The organism is Seleniivibrio sp. (genome assembly GCF_021209385.1).
Classification (GTDB): Bacteria; Chrysiogenota; Deferribacteres; order Deferribacterales; family Geovibrionaceae; genus Seleniivibrio.
Genome location: NZ_JAJOIL010000024.1, coordinates 44,869 through 68,059, shown reverse-complemented (window position 1 = coordinate 68,059; position 23,191 = coordinate 44,869). Strand labels below are relative to the sequence as shown.

The following is a 23,191-nucleotide window of genomic DNA, read 5'->3' as shown; positions in this document are numbered from 1 at the left end:
CAGCCCGGTACTTACCGTCGATTTCCCTGATAACATAACCCTCAAGCTCCATCTGCACAAGGCTTATTGTGACACTGCCGATATCCATCCCTGAAAGGGTGCTGAGTTCATCCGGGTTCAGCATACCATTCTCTAGTAACGAATAGAGTCTCGCGTCATCTGGGTTACCAAACTGTAGCCCAACAGGTTCGGGCTTGTCAACCTCTTTAAGACCGTCGATGCGGTAGCGAAGTTCATCCAGAATATCGTAATAGCTCTCTGTAAGCCTCGCTCCGTCCTTTATAAGTTTGTTGGTCGCACAATTTTTTGACATGGGAAAGGCTGGAACTGCGTACACCTCGCGTCCCTGTTCAGCGGCGTAGCGGGCGGTTATCAGGCTGCCGCTGCGTGCCGATGCCTCAACAACGATAACGCCGTGGGACATGCCGCTTATGATACGATTTCTTTGGGGAAAGTTTGCCGCAAGTGCGGGCATATCTGAGAAAAATTCCGTGATTATGCATCCGCTTTTAAGCACTGTGCCTTCGTATCTTTTATTAGCTTCCGGATAAAAATGGTTCATGCCGCAGCCCATGACAGCGGTGGTGAATCCTTTGTTCACGGCGCCCGCGTGGGCGTATACGTCAATTCCGTGGGCGAACCCGCTGACAACGTTAAAGCCTACCTCTGCCAAGTCCTGCGAAAGTTTTTTGGAAAAATCACAGGCCTGTCTGGTGGCATTTCTGGAACCAACAACAGCGATTGAAGGTTTTAAAAGAGCCTCGCGCCTGCCGCGCACAAAAAGCAATGCGGGCGCACCCTCTGTTTCCTGCAGAAGGGGTGGGTATTCGGAATCGTCTATACAGATTATGTCCGCGCCTTTTTTGTCTGCGGACTCAAATTCTCTTTCAAGGAGACGCTCGTCTATTTCTGCGGTGATGATGTTCTCCGCAACGTCCTTTTTTATGCCAAGTCCGGTTAGCGAACCGTAATCAAGCGCAAAGGCATTTTCAAGGGTTCCGCATGAAGCATATATCTTAGATATCGCCTGATCGGTTATCCCTTTGACACATTTCAGCTTTAGTGTGTTGATCGCCTTTGTACTTATCAATTATCTAGTCCGTGATGTACGCTGTGAGCAGTTTTATACAGGGATATACAGCCTCGTCCGGCACTCTGTATTCCTTGTTGTGCAGGGGCGGCTGATATCCGCCTGTTGAAACACCCTGCCAGATGAACGCACCGGGTATCTTTTCAAGATAGAAAGCGAAATCCTCACCCCCCATACTCTTCACATCGAAAGAGGATACGGGGATATTTTGGTTGATGCATGTCTGACGCAGCTTGTCCATTAATCCTTTGTCGCACCTTACGGGCGGTGTGCCGTCGCTGACGGTGAATTCGCCCGTGACACCGTAAAAATCCTCAATGGCTTTAAGGCGCGTGCGCATGGTCTTTTCTATCAGCACCTTTACAGCCGGATCGAAATGGCGGAAGGTTCCGTGCAGTTCAACGGTTTCCGGCAGAATGTTTGCCGCTGTGCCGCCGTTTATCATGCCGAAAGAGATAAGCCCTGTCTCCACTGGATCTTTCATGCGTGTGATGATGGTCTGACAGGACATCACATACTCGCAAGCCGCGGTAACTGTGTCCGTGCCGAGGTTCGGGTGGGCAGCGTGGGTGGATTTGCCCATGATTTTTATGTCAAAGTGGTTTGAACCTGCCATGCAGTCGCCTGTGATGAGTGCCACCGAGCCCAGTTCCGCATCGGGTCCTGTGTGGGTGGCGAATATTTCGCTGACGCCTTCAAGACATCCCGCCTCTATCATTGTCACGGCTCCGCCTATGACCTCTTCCGCAGGCTGGAATATATAGCGGATGTTGTATTTGAGCTTTTCTTTGTTCGCTGACGCGTAATCCAATACCCCTAAAAGGGTCGTCATATTCGCATGGTGTCCGCAAAGGTGCTTATATTCAGTTTTCTCTGCGTTAAAGGGGAGTGCGTCCATGTCCGAACGCAGAGCTATTGTTTTATCTTTTCCGGCGTCAATAGTGCCGAAAATACCTGTGCCAACGGTTTTGTATTCTGTCAGTCCCATGCCGTTCAGACGGGATTTTATATATTCCGATGTCTTGTGTTCCTGAAATGAAGGCTCCGCTCTTTCAAAAAGTTCTTTAAGGTCAAGCTGTGCCTGTTTTGCATTGATTGTTTCCATTGAGTGAGATCGCTTCGTCACTTTGTTCCTCGCGAAGACATGCTGTTGTCTCTGCGAGGAGCGCAGCGACGCGGCAGTCTTTTTTTTATATAATACCCACCCTTAGTTTTAATTTAAATACCTATTTATAATTTCTTCATTTTTGCTTAATATAATCAGATGGACAGCATCAACCTTCTGAAAAAACTCCCTAAAATGGATAAAATACTGAACGATGAACGTTTTTCAGATTTAAACCGCATCATTCTGAAAGAGGCGGCTGCTCGTGCCGTGGCATCTGCGCGGGCGGATGCCGAAAAAGGGAAAGAACCTGATGTTGAAAAGATACTTACCGAAACATCAATCATATATCGAGACATAGAGAAAGGAAGCCTGCGGCGTGTGATAAACGCAACAGGGGTTCCCATACACACCAATCTGGGGCGGTCGCCTCTGCCGGAATGCGCGGCGGACGAGCTTAAAAAGGTTGTGTGCGGCTATTCCAATCTGGAATATGACACCCACACCGGAAAACGCGGCGACAGATATCACCACGTTTCCGAATACCTGCGGATGCTGACAGGCGCGGAGGATGCCGTCGTCGTCAATAACAACGCATCCGCAGTTTTTCTGGTGCTGAACACCTTTGCCAAAGGGAAAGAGGCGGTTGTCAGCCGCGGTGAACTCGTTGAGATAGGCGGTTCGTTCCGTGTTCCTGATGTGATGAAACAGAGCGGTGCCAAGATGGTTGAGGTCGGCACCACGAACAAGACACGCAAAGCGGATTATGACAACGCAGTCACTCCTAAAACCGCCGTCATGATGAAGGTTCACAGGAGCAACTACGAGATAGTAGGTTTTTCCGAAGAGGCAACGCTTTCGGATGTTGCGCAATCGGCTTGCGATGCGGGATGTGTTTCATATTACGATGCCGGAAGCGGACAGTTCATCAAGCATCTGCCGGACGAGATATGCCGTGACAAGACGATCCCCGAAGATATCGCTTCGGGCTTCGATATCGTTTCATTCAGCGGTGACAAGATGACGGGCGGCTGTCAGGCAGGAATAATCGTCGGTAAGAAGTCTCTGATACATAAAATTAAAAAGAATCCTCTCATGCGCATGCTGAGGGTGGATAAAATGACCCTTGCAGTTCTGCAGTCGGTTTTCAGACTGTATCTGACGGGTAGGGCGAACGAAATTCCCGCACAGCGTATGATATCCGAAAGCATAGAGAGTATAGGTCTGCGGGCGTCAAAGCTTGCGGCACTCACAGGCGGCGAGATTATCGCCACAAAATCCACAGTGGGCGGCGGGAGCTGTCCTCTGGCGGAGATGAAATCTTTCGGCGTTGCCGTGAGCGTTAAAGGTGTGTCGGAATCCGCTCTGGACAGACATCTGCGCAGGTGGGAAACACCCATAATAGCCCGTGTGGGCGAACGCGTATATTTTGATGTGAGAACCCTTGACGAAAAGGATTTCGGTATCATCTTAGATGCGCTGGGTGCACTCAAATGAAAAAAAACGTCATAATGGGAACCGCCGGACATATTGACCACGGTAAATCCTCTCTTGTCAAGGCATTAACGGGAAAAGACCCCGACAGGCTTCAGGAGGAGAAGGAAAAGGGCATAACCATTGAGCTTGGGTATGCCGGACTGGAGCTTGAAACGGCTCTGGTGTCCTTCATAGACGTTCCCGGACACGAAAAACTTGTTAAAACAATGATAGCAGGCTCGGTTGGGTTCGACTGCGTGCTTTTCTGTGTGGACGGACACGAAGGAATTATGCCGCAGACCCTTGAGCATTTTAATATTATAAAGACCATCGGCATCAGGCATGCCGTTGCCGCCGTTACAAAGGCGGACATATGCACCGAAGATGAGATGCAACAGACGGAAGATGCCGTCAGAGAGCTTTTCAGCGGGAGCGGGATGACGCTGACAGCCGTTTTACGCACATCCGTTAGCGACAGCGCATCCATAAATGCACTGAAACAGGCTGTTTCCGACTGTGCTGTTCGCGTTACGCCAAAGACCCAGAACAGGTGCTATGTTATGCGTGCGGACAGGGTTTTTAACATAAAAGGACACGGAACCGTGGTCACGGGAACGTCTCTTTTCGGAAAGATAGCAGTAGATAATTCAGTTTATAATCTGAGAACCGGCGAACGGTCACGCGTGAAGGGAATACAGGTTCACGACCGTTTTGCGGAGAAATCCGTTGCCGGACAGAGAACCGCTCTCAACCTGTCGGATCTGTCTGTGGAACATGTGAAGCGCGGCGACATCATCAGCGAGAACAACCAGATAGCTTATACTAACGGCATCTATGCGGTTGTTCGCGCTTTCGACGGCTGTACAGATTCGGAGCTTATACGCCATAACAGAACATATCCTGTGATTCTTGGGTCTGAAGTGTTTGAAGGCAGAATGATATTTTTTGATGAAAAAGTGCTTGCCGCCTCGGAAGAGGCGATATGCTTCATAAAATTGGATAAACCTGCGGTGGTTTTTTTCAACGACCCGTTCGTAATCCGCTCCGCCAGCCCCCAAAGAAGCGTTGCGGGTGGAAGGGTGCTTGGTCTGGAACAGACCTATCCTGACAGAAAGACAAGCCGCGAGATAATAGGGCATCTCAGCCGTTACGATTATGATGCGGCAATCAGCGCCATCATGCGCACATATACATGCGGGTTCTGCATGAACGAACCCATACAGTTTTCCGGTCTTTTCCGCAGCGAACTTGCGGATAAGCTGGCTCAGCATAATATTGTTAACTACTACGGTTTCCTTATGGATGCCGGAAAGATAGACGGAATTGTCAAAGATTCACTCAGCAGACTGCGGGAGAACGGTTCGCTCGCCATAAACAGGCTCCGGCTCGAATGTACACTGCCTGAACAGGTTAGCCATGATATTATAAACCGTATCATCGAAGGCGGTCAGAAAATGGGCTATGTTTTTGACGGACATATGCTTAAGCTGAATCTTAAGGATCCTTTTCAGGACGAGGCAATGACCGTGCTTTCCGCTATGAAACAGGAAGCGGCGCTTTCAAACCCTGTGCTTATTTCCGAAAAAACAGGAATGAGCGAGGAAAAGGTTCAGAAATGTTTGCAGTATCTCTGCAACAGAAGTTTTGTTAAGCGGGTGGACAGGAACGTTTTTCTCACTATGGAACTGATAAACAGCTTTACGGAAAAAGCCGAGGCAGAGGCTAAAAAGAGCGGCGGTGTGGAAATGAACCGTATGAAAGAATGTTTTGATCTGCCGCGCAAACTGCTTATACCTCTGATGGATCAGTTGGATAAATCGGGGCTTTTTATAAACCGCAACAACATGAGGATATTAAAAAACAGATGAGTTTTAAACTAGTTTCAGAATACCGGATGGCTGGCGACCAGCCGGAGGCAGTGCGCCAGCTTGTGGAAAACTACAATGACGGTGCAGACGCGCAGGTGCTTCTTGGCGTTACAGGTTCAGGAAAGACATACACCATGGCGAACGTCATTCAGGCACTGAACGTTCCTACGCTCATAATCGCCCATAACAAGACCCTCGCTGCACAGCTTTACGGTGAATTCAAAAAGTTCTTTCCTGAAAACGCCGTGGAGTATTTCGTCAGTTATTACGATTACTACCAGCCGGAAGCGTATAAACCGCAGACGGATACTTTCATAGAGAAGGACTCATCCATTAACGAGGATATCGACAAACTGCGCCACAGCGCCACCAGAAGCCTTCTGGAACGCCGCGACGTCGTTATTGTAGCGTCTGTCTCCTGCATCTACGGTCTCGGTTCTCCTGAAGCGTATTCCGGTATGCTTGTGGTGCTTGAAGTGAACGATACGGTGGAGATTGACAGCATCCTTGCGAAACTGGTGGAGATTCAGTACGACCGAAACGATTACGACTTTCACCGCGGCACATATCGCATGAAGGGTGACACCCTTGAGGTTTTTCCCGCCCATGAGGACAGCGTTGCATACCGCATAGAGTTTTTCGGGGACGAAGTGGATAGAATTTCTGAATTTGATCCGCTGACGGGCAAGACCATCCGCAACAGACCGAAGATAGCTATCTATCCCAACACCCACTATGTCACCACAGCGGTGAGCCGCGACGATGCAATAGCGCAGATTAAGAGCGAACTTGCGGTTCGCACCACACAGCTGGACAACGAGCAGAAGATTCTGGAGAGCCAGAGGCTTACCCAGAGAACCATGTATGACATTGAAATGATAATGGAGACGGGATATTGCAGCGGCATTGAGAACTATTCCAGATTTTTCGAGAACCGCAAGCCGGGCGATGCTCCGCCGACACTTCTCAGCTATCTCCCAAAGGATGCGCTGGTCATTATAGACGAATCACACATGACCGTTCCGCAGATACGCGGGATGTACAACGGCGACAGAAGCCGCAAAACGACGCTTGTGGAGTTCGGTTTCCGTCTGCCTGCCGCTTTGGACAACAGACCCCTTAAATTTGAGGAGTTCCGTGAACGGGTGCATCGTGTTATGTATGTGTCCGCAACACCCGACGAATATGAGATAAACGATTCTCAGGGGCTTCTTGCCGAACAGATCATCCGCCCCACTGGTCTCATCGACCCGCCCATAGATATCCGCCCGTCCAGAAGTCAGGTGGACGATCTTTATGCGGAAGTTGTGAAGGTCACGGCGGAGGGCGGCAGAGTTCTTGTGACCACGCTCACCAAGCGCATGTCGGAGGAACTTACCAAATATTACGACGGAATGGGCGTTCGGGTGAAATACCTGCACTCGGACATAGACACTATAGAGCGTATAAAGATTCTGCGGTCGCTCAGAATGGGCGAGTTTGACGTTCTGGTGGGGATCAACCTTCTGCGCGAGGGTCTCGATCTGCCGGAAGTTGCACTGGTCGCTGTGCTGGATGCGGACAAGGAAGGATTTCTCCGTTCGTCGAAGGCACTTATCCAGACTGTCGGACGTGCTGCGCGTAACGTTAACGGACGTGCTATATTCTATGCGGATACAATAACCCGTTCGATGCAGGTTGCGATTGATGAAACCGCACGCAGGCGCGCGAAACAGCAGAAATATAACGAAGAAAACGGCATCACACCCCAGTCTGTTAAAAATGAGATATCAAACATTCTTGAATCTATTTACGAAAAGGATTATGTAACGGTTGATATTGACACAGATATGGGTATAACATTATCGGGAAATAAAGAAAAAGATATGGATAAACTCAAAAAGCAGATGCAGGAACACGCCAAAAACCTTGAATTTGAAAAGGCGGCGAAGATACGCGATATGCTGTTTGAGCTTTCAGTGAAATAGAGGATATATGAAATTTAATTTTAAACAGTTCGACCTGAAAAGCCTTACGGCGGGGCAGATAGTCATTGCCGCCGGACTTGCAATGCTCGCCATATGTTTTGTCGGCGCGCTCAGCCTTGTTATCTATTTCTTTATGATGAGCCGCGAACTCCCCTCGACAGAGGAACTGAAAAACTATAAATATAAAATGCCCACAATGATATACGATCGCAACGGTAAGCAGATCGCAGAACTGGGCGAAGAGCGCAGATATCCTGTTGCTATGGATCAGATACCTGAAAACCTCCAGAATGCAGTTGTTGCCGTTGAGGATGCACGCTTTTATGAACACGGCGGCGTTGACATGATGGGTATCATGCGTGCGTTTGTTACAAACATCCGCGCCGGAAGGGTTGTTGAGGGTGGAAGTACCCTGACCCAGCAGCTTGTTAAGATACTTTATCTCACACCTGAAAAGAAGCTTAAAAGAAAGGTTAAAGAGCAGATACTTGCCTATAAAATCGACAAGGCGCTTTCCAAAAAAGAGATACTTCTGATGTACCTGAATCAGGTTTATTTCGGAAGGGGTTCGTACGGTGTTCAGGCGGCAGCACAGAACTATTTCGGAAAGGACGTTGCAGACCTTACTCTCGCAGAGTGCGCCATGATAGCCGGTATCCCGAAAGCACCAGGCATCTACGCTCCGCACCTCGGACTTGATAAATCCATCAAACGCCGCAACCACGTCCTTTACCGCATGGCGGAAGTGGGCTACATCACCGAAGCTCAGTATAAGGAAGCCGCAAGGGAGATGCCCGTTATCGTTGACAAGGTGCCTCCGAAAAACCTTCTTGCCGGCTATTTTGTTGATTACGTTAAAAAATATCTTACCACAGTGGAGAATATAGAGGATATCGACAACTCCGGTATGGCGATATACACCACACTTGACCTTGATATGCAGCTTAAAGCGGAAGAAGCAGTTAAAGAAAACCTGCTGGAGCTTTCCGAGCAGACAGGCTATTACGGTCCCATCGCAAAATTTCTGCCGGAAAACGGCGATATTGCCAAACAACTTAATATGGACAAGACATACCTTGCTGAGCTTGGCTTTGAAAGAGCGCTTGTTACGAGAGTAACACAGTCTACCGCGAACATAACCACGCTTTCCGAGGAATCCCAGATACGTCTTGAGGACAGCAGGTGGGCAAGCCCCGCTGATGGCAAAAGAGGCAGACTGAACAGCTTTGCTGACATCCTTCACGATAACGACATCATCTATGTTAAAAAGAAACACGACCGCTACGTTCTGACACAGGATCCGCCCCTTGAGGGAGCTATTCTTTCAATATCACCTGCGGACGGAGGCATATACGCCATGGTGGGCGGTTTCGACTACAGACGCTCCATGTTCAACAGAGCATATCAGGCGAAACGTCAGGCGGGTTCACTTCTGAAACCCATAGTCTATTCGGCGGCGCTTGAAAACGGCATGGACATGATGTCACAGGTACTCGACGCACCCATAGAAAAACAGCTTAACGAAGAGGGAGAGGTCTGGAAACCCAGAAACTCGTCAGGCGAATATTTCGGAAACACCACGCTGAAAGATGCTCTGACACACTCAAGAAACCTTGTTACCATAAAACTTGCTGAACAGGTGGGCATAGGTAAGATCATCGACCTTGCGCGCAAGTTCGGTCTTGAGGGTGAGATGCCCAGAGAGCTTGCGGTCAGCATCGGTTCCGGTTCAGTCACCCTGCAGGAAATGGTTTATGGATTCAGTGTTTTCCCCAACATGGGTGTCAGACACAAACCCTATTGCGTGACAAAGATTGTGTATCCGGATGGTAAAAAAGTTGAAGAATTTGAGCCTTCGGAATCCATTCCGGTTATAAAAGAGAGTACTGCACAGATAATAACGGACACACTCATAAACGTTGTTGACCACGGCACGGGCAGACGCGCACTCGCCATTCCCCGCGTTGTCGGCGGCAAGACAGGCACAACAAACGACAGCAAGGACACATGGTTCGTAGGTTTCATGTCAGACCTTGTTACAGGTTCATGGGTAGGTTTCGACGACTTCAAAGCTCTGCCCAGAGGTGCTTCCGGTTCAAATGCGGCTTTGCCCCAGTGGCTGCGTTATACAGGCAGAATATACACGCCGTTCGGTAAAAAAATGTTCCCCGTTGCAAAGGACGTGTCCTACTTCCGTGTGGATGCGGAAACAAAACAGATCACGGACGGGTACAGCGACGAATTCACATTCGAGCCTTATGACCGCCCGATGAGCATAACGGAGTAATTAATATATGAGCGATTGCAGTGTCAATGACCTGAATATCGCCTTTTTCGAGCTGCAGGACGGCAGGGTCGCAGATATGAACCCTGCCGCGGAAAAACTTCTGCACCTTGCTTACGAGGCGGGTATCAAGGATTTCAGAAAGATGCTGGCGGAAAGAGTTTCCGCTGGGGACGTCAGCATAAGACTTCAGCACAGAGAGTTCGGTATAAAAGTGATAACCCCTTCAATGCCGCTCAGAATTCTGGTTTTCGGACTTGACGAGTTCCGTCCCAGCCTTGAAGAGCTTTTTGATATCAGCTCTTTCCAGCATGAGATGAAAAATCCGCTGACCGTCATTGACGGCACATCACAGCTTATTCTTGCGAAAGCTTCCGACGACTATATTAAAAAATGCGCAGGAATAATACTTAACGAAACACAGAGAATTAAGCATATGCTTCAGAATATCAGACTGCTTTCGGGAATGGTTCTCGAATATGCCGAGTTTGAAGTGAAAAGCTTTCTGGAGGAGATGCTTAACTCGCTGTCAGTACTGTTTCCCGACATAAAGCTTTCCGTTCAGGTGGAGCCTAATTTAAGCTCACTTTATGCAGATAAGAAGAAGCTTTTCATGGCGGTGAACAACATCCTCAAAAACGCCTGTGAAGCACAGCGCACAGGGCAGGTTGCTCTGCACATAGGACTTGATCCCACCATAAAATATGTGTGCAAGGCGAGCGGACAGGCTGTTCCTATGATGAAGATATCCATAAGCGACACCGGTTCAGGAATACCGGAAGAGACCCTTACAAAGCTTTTTACACCGTTCTTCACAACGAAGAACAGAGGTACGGGGCTTGGGCTGGTCATAGCGAAAGAGATAACGGAAAAACATAAGGGACGTATTGAGGTGCAGTCTACGGTGGGGATGGGGACGACGTTTAGTATCTACATTCCCATGATCAACCCCTAGGTTTCCGTCAATATACTTCGTTCTGCGGCGTCAACAGTCACTCACTCGCAACACGTACAGCGTAAGTACGCTTTTGCTCGTATTATGACAGTTTCCTTGCATAACTCGCATCTTGCCGGAAACTTAACTGCTGTACAATAGACTCCGCCTTGTACTGCTCGCATCGAAACAGCGATTGCGGAAACATACGTCTTCGCGAGGAACGCAAGTGACGAAGCGATCTGTTTGAACATCATAAAAAAAAGCCCGCTCAGATGAGCGGGCTTCCTTGTGTTATTCCATGCCGTTCTTTTTAAGGAAGGGTGCGTATTTCTTGTCTTCCACCATGATGTGGTTTTTCACCCAGTTCTCAAGGAAAGAGATGATGTTGAACCCGATGACTTCTTTGCCGGAATCAAGTTTTGCTTTGACCTCTCCGACGGTCTTTTTCAGGTTCTCATGTATCTCTCTGTGCTTTGGGAAATCGGGATAGCCGTATTTTTTGAACGCTTCCTCTTCTGTGTTGAAGTGGTAAACCGTGTATGATACAAGTTCGTTGAGTATTCTGTCGATGGTCGATCTGACCTTGTTGTCGCGGATGGCATCGTAAAGCAGGTTGATGAGTTCGATGAGTTTTTTATGCTGATCATCGAAAACCTTTATGCCAAGCTCAAGGTCACTGCTCCATGGCATATATACGTTCATCTTGTCAGATTTGTATTTTTTAACCTTTCCGCCAAGTCCCTCTGCCAGATCCACAAGGTTTTGTCCGGCGCTGAACGATTCTTCCACTGTTGTAACTATCTCAGATGTTTCAGAGCTTATTTCGGTTGTGCTTTTTGTAACGTCTGCCAGCGCAAGCGATTCTTCCTCTTTTGAGTGCACGATACCCTCTATCTGCTGGGAAACGTGCTGTATATTGCTGTCTATTGCGTCGATGGACGCAACGGATACGGTTGAGAGTTCTATGCCTTTTTCAACCATATCAACAGAGCTTTGAACCGATTCGGAAACTGTTTTGATGCGCGTCTGGAGCTCTTTGATGACGTCCTCTATCTTTTTTGTGGATTCGGATGTCTTGCCTGCCAGCTTACGGACTTCGTCGGCAACAACAGCGAAACCTTTGCCGTGTTCGCCTGCTCTTGCCGCTTCTATCGCCGCGTTGAGTGCCAGCATATTTGTTTGCTCCGCAATATCGTTGATGGAGATAACTATCTGTCCGATCTCCTGCGACTGCTTCTGAAATCCGGAAACAACGTCAACAATGGAGTTTATGCTTCCCGCTATCTCCTCCATGCTCTGTTTGCTCTTGGAAACTATGTTTTTACCTTTAATCACATCCTCGTTGCATTTGCGGATGCTTTCAAAGGATGTACGGCATTTCTCAAGCACGCTGTAACCGGTGGAGGTGAGTTCCTCCGCGGCAGAGCTTACGCTTACCACGTTATCGTTCACGATGCTTATCCTGTGCCCGACGCTGGTATATATTTCCATCAGGTTCTTGGAAGCACTTTTAATGTTGTTTGATGCAAATCCGAAGCTTGCTATTGTTGTCTCGAAATCTTCAACAGCAGAGTTAATGGATTCCCCCAGCTCCGGCATTGCCTGCGCGGTTTTTTCATCAACTCTGATTCTGAGATCTCCTCCCTTTACACTTTTCAAAACATTTGATATGTTACTGACACCGTTGGAATATGATCCATGGAAAAAAAGTGCAACCACTGATGCAATGATAAGACCGAAGATGAGCAGACCGATTGAAAACGTCAGAACTGTGCCGGAAGAATCTTCAAGCATTGCTTTTGCCGTTTCCGGCTCCATTTTTAATGCCTGAGAGATTTTACTGTAGTTAAACCAGAAGATAAGAAGAGCTGTGAAGCCCTGTAATAAAAGGACGAATATGACCTTCGCCATCAAATGGTTAGATTTTGACTGACTCATTGTGACTCCTGAAAATGAATAAAATAACAAAAAATATTAACCTATATAATCTTTAATGTAAATAAATCTGTTAGTTTATTTTCAGAATAGTGTAGAATATACTAAAAATGGTAGTTTTTTTATAATTCATAAACGTGAATTTTTGCTAAAATTGTAAATTAGGAGGCAAAATGTCTTTTATAGATACAGAAAAACTCGAAAAAGAAATGTTCAAAGGGGCTAAAGCCCGTTTTGTCCATTCGGACAACATGACCATGTCACTGTGGCGTTTTGAGCCCGGCTCGGAGCTTCCGGAACATTCGCATCCTCACGAGCAGATGACAAAACTGATAAACGGCGTGTTTGAGCTTACTGTCGGTGATGAGGTTAAGGTGCTCACCCACAGCGATGTTGCGATGATCCCGTCAGGCGTTTCTCATAAGGGCAGGGCTATAACCGAGTGCGAGCTTCTTGATGTGTTTTACCCTGTGCGTGAAGACTACAGATAGGTTGTGTCCCTGTCGGCTTCCGGCAGGGAGATGTGGAAAGTTACTCCGCGTTTTGAACTTTCAAAGGTTATCTTTCCGCCCATGTTTTTTTCTATGATGATCTTTGAAAAATAAAGCCCTATACCTGTGCCTTTGCCTTCGCCTTTTGTTGTGAAGTAAGGCTCGAATATCTTTTCGGCTATGCTGTCGGGTATTCCTGTGCCGTTGTCTTCAATTGAAACCACGGCTATCTGGTTCTCTGAGTGGCTTCGTATTGTTATGCATGGGTTTCGTACCTTGTTTTCTATGAGTGCATCTTTGGCGTTGGTGATGATATTCACCAGCACCTGTGAGTATTCACCCGGAACTCCTTTTGTTTTTCCGCATGTTTCAAGTTCTGTCCGTATCTCTATGTGGCTGTTTTCAATTCCGGCTCTAAGAAGTGTGAGGCTCTGTTTTATGCAGTCGTTGACGTCAAAAAGTATCTTATCTTTATCCGGCTTGAAAAAATCGCGGAAATTATCAATGGTGGCAGACATGTGCTGTATTATATCCAGACAGGTGTGTACCGATTTGTCCAGATATTCACTTGAAAGTTCTCCGGCATCCTGAGCATCCTGAATGTCCTGAATATAAAGTCCTATATTGTTCAGCGGCTGCCGCCACTGGTGGGCAATGTTTGACAGCATCTCGCCCATTGCGGCAAGTCTGCCCTGCTGGAACATAATATGCTCCTGTTCGCGGTTTTTTTCAGTTTCATCTTTGACCCGTTTTTCAAGTGATGCGTTGAGCAGTGTAAGTTCGACTGTTTTTTCCGCAACTTTTGATTCGAGTGTAATGTTAAGAGATCTGAGCTCTTCATTTTTGCGCTTTATCTCCAGATTGTGTCTGTCGATCAGTTTTTGCATACGGTTCGACATTACGAATGTTATGACACCCGCAAGAGCAAGAACAGCCGCGAGAAGCAGAAGAACCACCATCAGTTCTTTTGTGGAATTCTTTTTTTCGTCGGTCATTCTGTGATTGTACTCGTTCTCGAAATCCGTAAGATAAATTCCGGTGCCGATGTACCAGTTCCAGCCTTTTATGTTGGTGACGTAGCTGAGTTTTTTCTCCGGTTTCATTCCGGGGAAAGGAGGCATGACATATTCATAAAAGCCGCCTCCGTTTTTTGCGAGTTTTATCATATCCTGAACGATGAATTTTCCGTTAAAATCCTGAACATTCAGCATGAATTTGTTTCTTGCGGGTTTGGTCAGCGACATACCTGTGTAGTCGCTCATAAAGATATAGCCGTCTTCAGGCAGTTGAATGGATTCAAGCTGGGCTATCAGTTTTTTCTGAACCTCAACGATGAATTCGTCATAGTATTCGCCGTAACCTATTACCCAGTTAAGCGGTTTAAATCTGCGGAGCATAATGTGTTTTGATGGAGATAGGGTTCCGTCCGGTTTTGTCCATTCGACTTCAAATTCTGTTGTGTCGGAATATTTCAGCCGTTTCAGCGCCTCAATCATCTCCTGTCTGGGCTTGGCATTGGGGCTTCCCAGAATGTTTTTGCCTTCCAGAGACTTCTGATTAGGCATGCTTATAATATTGCCGTCCATATCAAAGATGAAGACACTGTTTTTACCCCACTTCATTCCTGCGAGGGTAGCTTTGATATCTTGTCTTGCATGGTTTTCACTCCGTGCCGCGGCATAGGCTGCCTTTGCAGCGGAGTATGCGAGGTTCAGTCTTTCGTTAATGCGTGTTTCAAGATTGTTCTGGGATTCCTTTATTACAAGCTGAACCTGCTGAGCGACGCTGTCCACTATCCCTTTAATGGTCATCTTCTTGCTGTCCATCAGGTTTTGCTTGTTTGTCCGTATAGCTTTTTCAAAGTTGCTGTGTTCTTCGATGACAAAACCAACGGCTATGGACATGATTATCACTGCGATCACGGCAAAGGTTGTCAGAAAATAATATCGCCTGAGCTTTTCCCTGTTTTGTGTCATTTTTTCACCGGTGTTTAATTTTACAGCCCTTTACTGCCTGGCGCAACCCGGATGTTTATATTGATTCCATATAAAATAAAGTATACATATTAAACATAGGAGGAGTTATGAAAAGAGCAATTGTAATTGTTGTTTGTGTGGTTTTCGCACTTTGTATTGCCGGCGGCGGAGCTTATTTTTACATATCAAACAGCCCTAGAAAAGTGGCTGATCCTCTGCCTATGCCGGAAAACGGAAAGGTGACTGTTGAAAACGCAGCCCCTCTGTTTTATGAAGGACTTCCCGCCGATTATTTCGTTGTTGATGTAAGAACTCCTCAGGAATATGAAAAGAAGCACACAGAGGGAATGGTGAACATCCCTGTTGCACTGTTTGAAGAGGACGGAGCCTGTGAAAAGATAATCCCTCAGCTTCCGGAAAATGAAAAGATAATTTTTGTTTGTCCGTTCGGTCCCCGTGCGGAAGAGATGTTCTATAATCTTACAGACCCCAAAAAGGACGGCGGATGCGGCATAAGCCCCGACGGAATGTATTATCTTATTGCAAAAGTAAAATACGGAAAAGACAGGCTTATTGTCAGATAATAGGGATTTCTGGTTGCTATCTTCCCGTTTGGAATATATTAATGATGTAAAATGCTTTAACAGGGTTAATATATGGATAAATTCATTGAGTCTATATTTGAAGAGATGAAAGAGGTGCAGACAAGATTTATCACTGAAAGCACCCCTGTTCTCATAGCCATAGCAACCGAAATCACCAAGTGTTTCGAGAACGGCGGGAAACTGCTTATCTGCGGAAACGGCGGGTCTGCAGCGGATGCACAGCATATCGCAGCGGAATTTGTGAACAGGTTTAAAATGGAGCGCCCGCCCCTTCCTGCGATAGCGCTTACAACTGATACATCTATAATCACATCAATAGGTAACGATTACGAGTTCAACGATATATTCCTTAAACAGGTGAGTGCGCTCGGCAGCGAAAAGGATATCATCTGGGGAATCTCAACCAGCGGAAATTCCGAAAACGTTGTCAGGGCTCTGCGCGAGGCGGACAGAATGAACGTCCGTATCATCGGTTTCACAGGACGCGACGGCGGAAAGATGAAAGGACTTTGCGATATTCTTTTCCAGTCGCCAACGGATAATACGCCGAGAATACAGGAAATCCACATAGCGGCAGCGCATATAATCTGTCAGCTTGTGGATGAGATGATGTTCGGCAAATTTTCCTGATGCAGAAGTTTTGCGGTCTCTGGGGATGTTCCTCCGTCTGGTATTTCTATAACAAAAGACCGGAGGGACGCGTTACTTTCTTTGTTGCTTCAAACAAAAGGGAATACGAGCTTATTCTTCAGGAAACCCGCTATTTCTTCTCCCGTTCTGCGGTTCTGGGTTTTCCCGAATACACTCAGGAACCTTTTGAAGAGGCACGCGTTCTGCCGGAGGTTATCTCCGCCCGTGCCGCTGCGCTTAATACACTTCTTAACTCAGATGCCCCCTGTATAGTGGTTACAACACCTTATGCTCTTCTGAAAGGTCTTGCACCTGTCGACGTTTTTAAGAGTTCCGTTATAAACATCAACGTCGGCGGAGACTATGACAGGCAGGAGCTTGAATATCTGCTGAACTACGCCGGATACGTTCATGTTGAACTTGTGGACGGTCCTGGTGAATACGCATTCCGCGGTGACATACTTGAAGTTTTTCCAGCGGATTTTGACAATCCATGTCTGATAGAATTTTTCGGCGATGAAGCGGAGCGGATTTCCCTTGTGGACAGAAGCACCCGCAAACCCTTGAAAACCATGAAACATGTGGTTCTGCTTCCGGCATCCGAAGCGCTGTTTGACGCGGAGGATATCAAAAAACGCATAACAGATAAAGATATACTGGATAAAACAGAGCTTTACGGCAAATACGCCGGATGTCACTGGCTTGCCCCTGCAATTTACGGGCGGATGTCCAATATACTCGAATACGCAGGAAACAGTTACAATTTTGTCTTTTTTACTGAGGATTATAAAACTCATTTCACGGATCTTCTTGCTCTGGCGGACAGACGCAAACCGGAAGGTGAATTTTTTATACATAATTTCATATCCCCGTCGCTAATCTATCCGGAATACGATGAACACGAGCGGATGGTACTGGCGGACATCGTGACAGAGAGTGCCGTCACTGTACCATACAAAAGCAGTGCGATGCTTCTCGGCGGGAAGAAAGGAAACGTTTATCAGTCCATGTCTGCGGCGATGGATATCATAAAGAGCCATACGGAGAACGGGTACCGCGTAATTTGCGCCATTGAGAGCGGAAAGCTCATGGAACTGTTTACAAACTTCTCCGTGGATTACGGTTACAGCGCACAGAAAATATCCGTCCATGCGGAAGTGACACATGCGGGACTGTATGTCCTGAACGAGAAACTGCGCGGCGGGTTTATAGATGAAAAACGTCTGCTTGCTGTGTTCAGCGATGAGGATATTTTCGGAGTTGCACGCAAGAAACCGAAAAGAGGTAAGAAAGAGGTCTATTCCACCTCTATCTCCGATCTTGAAAGCGGCGATTTCGTTGTCCATGTGGATTACGGTATCGGTATCTATAAAGGGCTGGTGCATCAGAGCATCGGCGGTGTAGAGGGAGATTTTTTACAGCTTGAGTATGATAACGGTGAATTTCTCTATGTGCCTTTGTCCTCCATAGGGCAGTTACAGAAATACATCGGTTCCGAAGGTTCCAGACCCCGCGTAAGTTCTCTACAGACCCAGACATGGAAGAAACTTAAGGCTCAGGCGCGTACAAGGGCAAAAAAGATAGCGTTCGACCTTTTACAGCTTTATGCCAAACGGAAGCTGGAAAAAGGTTTTGCGTTTCATGACGACGGTAAGATGACGGAGGATTTCGAGCAGCAGTTCGAGTTTGACGAGACCGACGACCAGCTCACTGCTATTCATGACGTTTATAACGACATGGAGAATCTGCTTCCCATGGAAAGGCTTGTTTGCGGTGACGTCGGCTTCGGAAAGACCGAGGTTGCGATGCGAGCCGCCTGTAAGGCAGTGGCGGGAGGCAAACAGGTTGCCGTTCTGGTTCCGACGACAGTTCTTGCACGTCAGCATTACCTGACATTTAAAAAACGTTTCGGCGAACTGCCTGTCAACGTCGATTATGTCAGCCGTTTCCGCACACACAAAGAAGTGCGCGACATTCTGGACAGGTTGTCCAAAGGGCAGATTGATATTCTGGTGGGAACGCACAAGATGCTCGGAAAGGATGTGGAATTTTCAGACCTCGGTCTGCTTATAATAGATGAGGAACAGCGGTTCGGCGTTTCCCACAAAGAGAAGATAAAAGCCATGAAAACCAACGTGGACGTGCTTTATCTTTCCGCAACGCCCATACCGAGGACTTTGCAGCTTTCACTCTCCGGCATACGGGACATATCTGTAATAGATACGCCGCCTGTGGACAGACTTCCGGTCATTACAAAGGTTGTGAAGAAGGACGAGGAGATAAAGATTGCCATTCAGCGAGAGCTTGAACGGGGCGGTCAGGTATTTTATCTGCACAACAGAGTAGAGGACATTGAGCAGGTGACTGCAGGGGTGCGCAGCATGCTTCCGGGAGCGCGGGTAGGTTTTGCCCACGGGCAGATGGACGCTCAGACGCTTGAAAAGATACTCATGGAGTTTTACGCAGGGGAGACCGACGTTCTTGTCTGCACGGCGATTATTGAGAACGGGATAGATATTCCAAACGTAAACACTATTGTTATAAACGATGCGGCTCATCTCGGACTGGCGCAGATATACCAGCTTAAAGGCAGGGTGGGGCGCTCAGTGCGTCGCGGCTACTGCTACCTTGTGGTTCCGAACTTTTCCGGTCTTTCGCTGGTTGCGCAGAAACGTCTTAAGATAATTCAGCAGCTTTCTGATCTCGGAAGCGGTGTTAAGATAGCCTTTTATGACCTCCAGCTTAGAGGTGCCGGCGACCTTCTCGGCGCCGACCAGTCGGGCTTTGTGGTTAAAGTGGGATATGAACTGTTCATCGCCATGATAGACGAGGCTGTAAAAGAACTGAAAGGTATCACTGACATTTTCACAGACACAGAGATAATAACAGCCGTTCCGCATTATATTCCTGCGGACTATATTGAGGATACGCGGCTCAGGCTGGACTATTACCGCAAGTTTTCCTATGTCGCCACAGAGGAAGAGACTGTCGGGCTTCTTGAAGAAATGGAGGGGATGTTCGGCGAAACAGGTGAACAGACCAGAAATTTTGCGCGCATAATGCTGCTTAAGAACCTCGCAGGCAGAGCGAACGTCGAAAAGATTTACATCTATTCAAATCGCATAAAAATGAAATTTACGAAGAACAGCTCGGTTCAGCCGCCTGTTCTGATGGACAGCGCGTCAAAATGCGGCGGTCTATTGAAATTCGACGACGAATTCACCCTTTCGCTTCTTTTTGAGCGGGCGGAAAAGACATTGTCCTCCGGTGCTGTCTTCCTTTCACTTATAGCCCCCGCAAGGGAATAAAGACTATTGCAAATTAGTTTGCTATTAAGTAATCTGTCAATATGAAGAGAATACCTTTCATTATCCTTATCATCGCCTCACTTTTCCTTTTCGCCGGATGCGGAAAGAAAGAGAAAGAGAGCGCCCATGAACCGGAAACAAAAGCCGAAGACACGGAAGACCTTACACAACCCTTTGTAACAATTAACGATGAAGTGCTTACCAAGGGCGATTTCAGAGATTTCATCTCCTATACGAACGCTATGATGGATCCGGAGAACAGAGACAACAAAGCTGTTCTGGAATCTCTTAAAGAGGATTTCGTGCGTCACAGACTGCTTCTGCATCAGGCGAAGAAACAGGGAATAAAAATCGACGAGAAAAAATTCACTGAACTGCTTGATACTTTCAAAAAAGAGCAGGGAGGACAGACAATAACCGAGATGCAGAAACAGTATGATCTGGATTTCGGAAAGATTGAAGAACTCCTGCGCCAGCGTGTTATCGTCACCGAGCTTTTAAGCGAGGAGACCGGGAACATTACAGTTTCCGACAAAGAACTTAAAGCGTATTATGAAAAACGCAAAAGTGAACTTTCGGACGTTGCTCTTGTTCATATACTCCATATAGTTACCGCCGATGAAAAAAAAGCGCGTGAAGCGCTCACTATGATGAACAAGGGCATAAGCTTTGCAGAGACTGCGCAGAAATATTCCATCGCTCCGGAAGCTGAACAGGGCGGTGATCTAGGCTATATAGATGTTTCGTCTTATCCTGACGTTTTTTCAGAGGCACTTAAACTGAAACCCGGCGAAACCAGCGGTGTGCTTAAATCCGAGTTCGGCTACCACATCTTCCATCTGGTGGATGTGAAAGAGAAGGTTAATTCATTCGATTATTATAAAGCTCAGCTTAAGGACGAGCTTTACGGAATAAAACAGGAAAAAAAGTTAAAGGACTATATCAATGGCTTATATGAAAAATCTAAGATTGTTTTCGCTGACGGTTCTTCTCTCAGTTCTGACCCTCAATAATGCGGGAGCAGAGGTCATTAACCGCGTTTTTGCGGTGGTGGGCGACAAGGTTATAACACAGTATGACGTGGAATCCATTAACCCCCAAAGACTTAAACTCATCTACACAAAATTCAAAGGCGAAGAGAGAAAACAGCAGCTTAACGATTTTTATCGTGAGAATATGGAGAACCTCATAGACAACTATGTCGTTGAGATAGCCGCTGCGGAAGAGGGTGTCCGTGTTTCCGATGCAGAAGTTGAAGGCGCGCTTCAGGATATTATGCAGAGAAACAATGTAAACAAAGAACAGCTCGAAGAGCTGCTTGCCGCACAGCACCAGACATATGAACAGTATAAATGGAAAATTAAGGTGGACATCCTCACAACAAGGCTGATGTCTTCTTATTTCCGTCCGAAAGTCGTTGTTACAGATGAAGATTTTAAAAAATACGTTATGGAACATGAAAAAACACTAGACCTTTCAGATATGTATGAACTGCGCATGATGAAACTTGGCTCAAAAGAGAAGCTGGATGAAGCTATGAAGGATTTTGAAGAGCATAAGAGCTTCCGTGACACAGCGATGAAATACTCCGAAGACAAACTGGCAGAAAACGGCGGTTATCTGGGATGGGTTGAGCTTGGTTTCCTTGATCCGAAGATTCGCGAGCTGATCGGCGATATGAAACAGGGAATAACAAAACCCCTTGAGGATGTTGACGGTTACAGGGTTTTTTACGTTGAGGGATATAAAGACAAATCCGATGTGGAGAGCGATAAAAAAGAGAATATTATAAGAGCAATGAAAGATGCAAAAGCAAAAAGCGCTTTTGAGCAGTGGCTGCAGGACAAAAAAGACGAGATATTTATCCAGAGGAAATATGCGGGTTGATAAGTTTCTTAAAGTGATGATGCTTATAAAGCGTCGCACAGTTGCAAACGAAATGGCGGACGAGGGGTTTGTGAAATTGAACGGACGATCGGCAAAACCTTCCGCTCAGATAAAAGCAGGCGATATTCTTGAGATTGACGCATGGAATATGTATAAAAAGATAGAAATCATTGCCCTGCCTGAAAAAGGAAGCGTCTCTAAACAGGACGCTGACAAATTCATAAAAACCATTGAATACAAAGTGAAAAACGATATATGACTAGAAGCCCCGCCAGCGGGGCTTCTTGCGTTATTGTAAAAATGTCACAACCTACCGCAAATGATTGTTTGAGTATTTTTTTTTATATGCTAATGTTTTTCTTATCAAACACACAGGAGGAATTCAGAACAATGAAAAAATTTCTCATTTCAGTCATTGCCGCTTCATGCATGACGACAGCATTTGCCTATGAAAAAGGTGAAATGTATATCGCACCAGCGCTCGGTTACCACTTCTTTGACGAAGACCACGATCTTGACGATGCTGCCGAGCCTGCAATCAGAGTCGGTAAGTTCCTGTCAGAGAGATATGCTCTTGAAGGGGAGTTTGCATATGCAAATGCAGACAAAGACAGCGGTGGAGAAGTCAACGCTACAACACTGAGCCTTAACTCTCTGATACATTTCAATCTGGACGGCGCTATCAGACCTTACCTGCTGCTTGGTCTCGGTGGCATGTTCTATGATGACGACCACGCCGGAGTAATCGGCGGTGTCGGCGCGAAAGTTCCTTTTAACGATACGGTAGGTCTCGACCTTCGCGTTAAGGACATGTTCATGACAGACACACGCAACGATATAGTTCCTTCCGTTGCTCTTACAGTGGCTTTCGGCAAACCTGCACCAGTTGTCGCAAAAGTTGCTGAACCTGTTAAAGAAGAGCCGGCTCCCGCACCTGCGGAAGTCGAAAAAGCTCCCGAACCTGCCGCTGTTGCAGTTGCTTCCGCAGACAGTGACAAAGACGGCGTTTATGATGATGCAGATAAATGCCCCGGTACACCTGAAGGCGCTCCTGTTGATTCTGTAGGCTGCCCTCTTGATTCCGACGGCGACGGCGTTTACGACTACCTTGACAAATGCCCCGGCACTAAAAAAGGTTACAAAGTTAACGCAGAAGGCTGTTTTATAGCTGCAACCCTGAATGTTAACTTCAAAACCAACAGCGCTGATATTGCAGACGGCTATGATCAGGAGATCAGCGATTTTGCTGAATTCCTGAAAGCAAACCCATCTGTACACGTTGAAATTCAAGGTCACACTGACAGCGCTGGAAAGGATGCATACAACCAGAAACTGTCTCAGAAAAGAGCAGATTCTATCGTTAAAGAGCTTATAAACAAATACGGCATTGAATCTTCCAGACTGACAGCTGTCGGTTATGGCGAAACTCAGCCCATAGCGCCCAACGATACTCCCGAAAACATGCTTAAAAACCGCAGGATTGAAACTGTCGTTAAATAAGTATTGATAGCTTATTAAGCTGCAAGACCCCGTTTGCCTGTCCGGCGGCGGGGTCTTTTTATTTCTATGGGCAGCGTACAGAAACGCCGCCGTCACACGCCGAACATATTTGGTAATAGTATTGTATGTTAT

General features: G+C 46.9%; 17 protein-coding genes. 13 read left to right on the top strand and 4 right to left on the bottom strand.

Translation table 11 applies throughout. The annotated features are described in order from the left end of the window. Positions 1–1,090, bottom strand: a 1,090-nt coding sequence (gene dprA / locus LRY47_RS07565; RefSeq protein WP_295223851.1) for a DNA-processing protein DprA, incomplete at its 3' end; no start/stop codon positions are given. A 4-nt stretch (positions 1,091–1,094) separates the two neighbouring features. After that, a complete protein-coding gene (locus LRY47_RS07560; RefSeq protein WP_295223850.1) occupies positions 1,095–2,195 on the bottom strand; it encodes a M20 family metallopeptidase in 1,101 nt (366 codons plus the stop codon). Positions 2,196–2,354: 159 nt separating this feature from the next. Between LRY47_RS07560 and selA the strand changes: the two genes are divergently transcribed. From selA to LRY47_RS07535, 5 genes are read left to right on the top strand one after another with little or no spacing between them, the layout of a single operon-like run. Continuing rightward, a complete protein-coding gene (gene selA / locus LRY47_RS07555; RefSeq protein WP_295223848.1) occupies positions 2,355–3,692 on the top strand; it encodes an L-seryl-tRNA(Sec) selenium transferase in 1,338 nt (445 codons plus the stop codon). After that, complete coding sequence (selB, locus tag LRY47_RS07550) at positions 3,689–5,539, top strand: selenocysteine-specific translation elongation factor (RefSeq protein WP_295223847.1); 1,851 nt, start codon at positions 3,689–3,691, stop codon at positions 5,537–5,539. The genes selA and selB overlap by 4 nt, the downstream gene beginning before the upstream one ends. Then, positions 5,536–7,506, top strand: a complete 1,971-nt coding sequence (uvrB, locus tag LRY47_RS07545) for an excinuclease ABC subunit UvrB (RefSeq protein WP_295223846.1) — start codon at positions 5,536–5,538, stop codon at positions 7,504–7,506. The genes selB and uvrB overlap by 4 nt, the downstream gene beginning before the upstream one ends. Before the next feature lie 7 nt (positions 7,507–7,513). Continuing rightward, positions 7,514–9,793, top strand: coding sequence for a PBP1A family penicillin-binding protein (locus tag LRY47_RS07540; RefSeq protein WP_295223845.1), 2,280 nt, complete (start codon positions 7,514–7,516; stop codon positions 9,791–9,793). A 7-nt stretch (positions 9,794–9,800) separates the two neighbouring features. After that, positions 9,801–10,745 carry a HAMP domain-containing sensor histidine kinase gene (locus LRY47_RS07535; protein WP_295223843.1) on the top strand — a complete coding sequence of 315 codons (945 nt, stop codon included), beginning with the start codon at positions 9,801–9,803 and terminating at the stop codon, positions 10,743–10,745. 273 nt (positions 10,746–11,018) lie between these two features. Here LRY47_RS07535 and LRY47_RS07530 read toward each other — a convergent pair whose 3' ends face one another. Then, positions 11,019–12,665 carry a bacteriohemerythrin gene (locus LRY47_RS07530; protein WP_295223842.1) on the bottom strand — a complete coding sequence of 549 codons (1,647 nt, stop codon included), beginning with the start codon at positions 12,663–12,665 and terminating at the stop codon, positions 11,019–11,021. Positions 12,666–12,835: 170 nt separating this feature from the next. Here LRY47_RS07530 and LRY47_RS07525 point away from each other — a divergent pair, with 170 nt between their 5' ends. Continuing rightward, positions 12,836–13,153 carry a cupin domain-containing protein gene (locus tag LRY47_RS07525; RefSeq protein ID WP_295223840.1) on the top strand — a complete coding sequence of 106 codons (318 nt, stop codon included), beginning with the start codon at positions 12,836–12,838 and terminating at the stop codon, positions 13,151–13,153. Here LRY47_RS07525 and LRY47_RS07520 read toward each other — a convergent pair. Continuing rightward, positions 13,144–15,129: a cache domain-containing protein gene (locus LRY47_RS07520; RefSeq protein ID WP_295223839.1), complete on the bottom strand. Its 1,986-nt coding sequence runs from the start codon at positions 15,127–15,129 to the stop codon at positions 13,144–13,146. The two genes, LRY47_RS07525 and LRY47_RS07520, sit on opposite strands and share 10 nt — an antisense overlap. A gap of 107 nt (positions 15,130–15,236) precedes the next feature. Here LRY47_RS07520 and LRY47_RS07515 point away from each other — a divergent pair, with 107 nt between their 5' ends. From LRY47_RS07515 to LRY47_RS07485, 7 genes are all read left to right on the top strand, one after another. After that, the gene (locus LRY47_RS07515; RefSeq protein WP_295223838.1) at positions 15,237–15,713 is read left to right on the top strand and encodes a rhodanese-like domain-containing protein; all 477 of its coding nucleotides are present in this window, start codon (positions 15,237–15,239) and stop codon (positions 15,711–15,713) included. A gap of 72 nt (positions 15,714–15,785) precedes the next feature. After that, positions 15,786–16,364 carry a D-sedoheptulose 7-phosphate isomerase gene (gene gmhA / locus LRY47_RS07510; protein ID WP_295223836.1) on the top strand — a complete coding sequence of 193 codons (579 nt, stop codon included), beginning with the start codon at positions 15,786–15,788 and terminating at the stop codon, positions 16,362–16,364. Then, positions 16,364–19,672: a transcription-repair coupling factor gene (mfd, locus tag LRY47_RS07505; protein WP_295223835.1), complete on the top strand. Its 3,309-nt coding sequence runs from the start codon at positions 16,364–16,366 to the stop codon at positions 19,670–19,672. The genes gmhA and mfd overlap by 1 nt, the downstream gene beginning before the upstream one ends. A 41-nt stretch (positions 19,673–19,713) precedes the next feature. Continuing rightward, positions 19,714–20,685, top strand: coding sequence for a peptidyl-prolyl cis-trans isomerase (locus LRY47_RS07500; protein WP_295223833.1), 972 nt, complete (start codon positions 19,714–19,716; stop codon positions 20,683–20,685). Then, the gene (locus tag LRY47_RS07495) at positions 20,627–21,559 is read left to right on the top strand and encodes a SurA N-terminal domain-containing protein (protein ID WP_295223831.1); all 933 of its coding nucleotides are present in this window, start codon (positions 20,627–20,629) and stop codon (positions 21,557–21,559) included. The genes LRY47_RS07500 and LRY47_RS07495 overlap by 59 nt, the downstream gene beginning before the upstream one ends. Next, positions 21,549–21,818 carry a S4 domain-containing protein gene (locus LRY47_RS07490; protein WP_295223829.1) on the top strand — a complete coding sequence of 90 codons (270 nt, stop codon included), beginning with the start codon at positions 21,549–21,551 and terminating at the stop codon, positions 21,816–21,818. The genes LRY47_RS07495 and LRY47_RS07490 overlap by 11 nt, the downstream gene beginning before the upstream one ends. A 131-nt stretch (positions 21,819–21,949) precedes the next feature. After that, complete coding sequence (locus tag LRY47_RS07485) at positions 21,950–23,059, top strand: OmpA family protein (RefSeq protein ID WP_295223827.1); 1,110 nt, start codon at positions 21,950–21,952, stop codon at positions 23,057–23,059. Positions 23,060–23,191 lie beyond the last annotated feature (132 nt).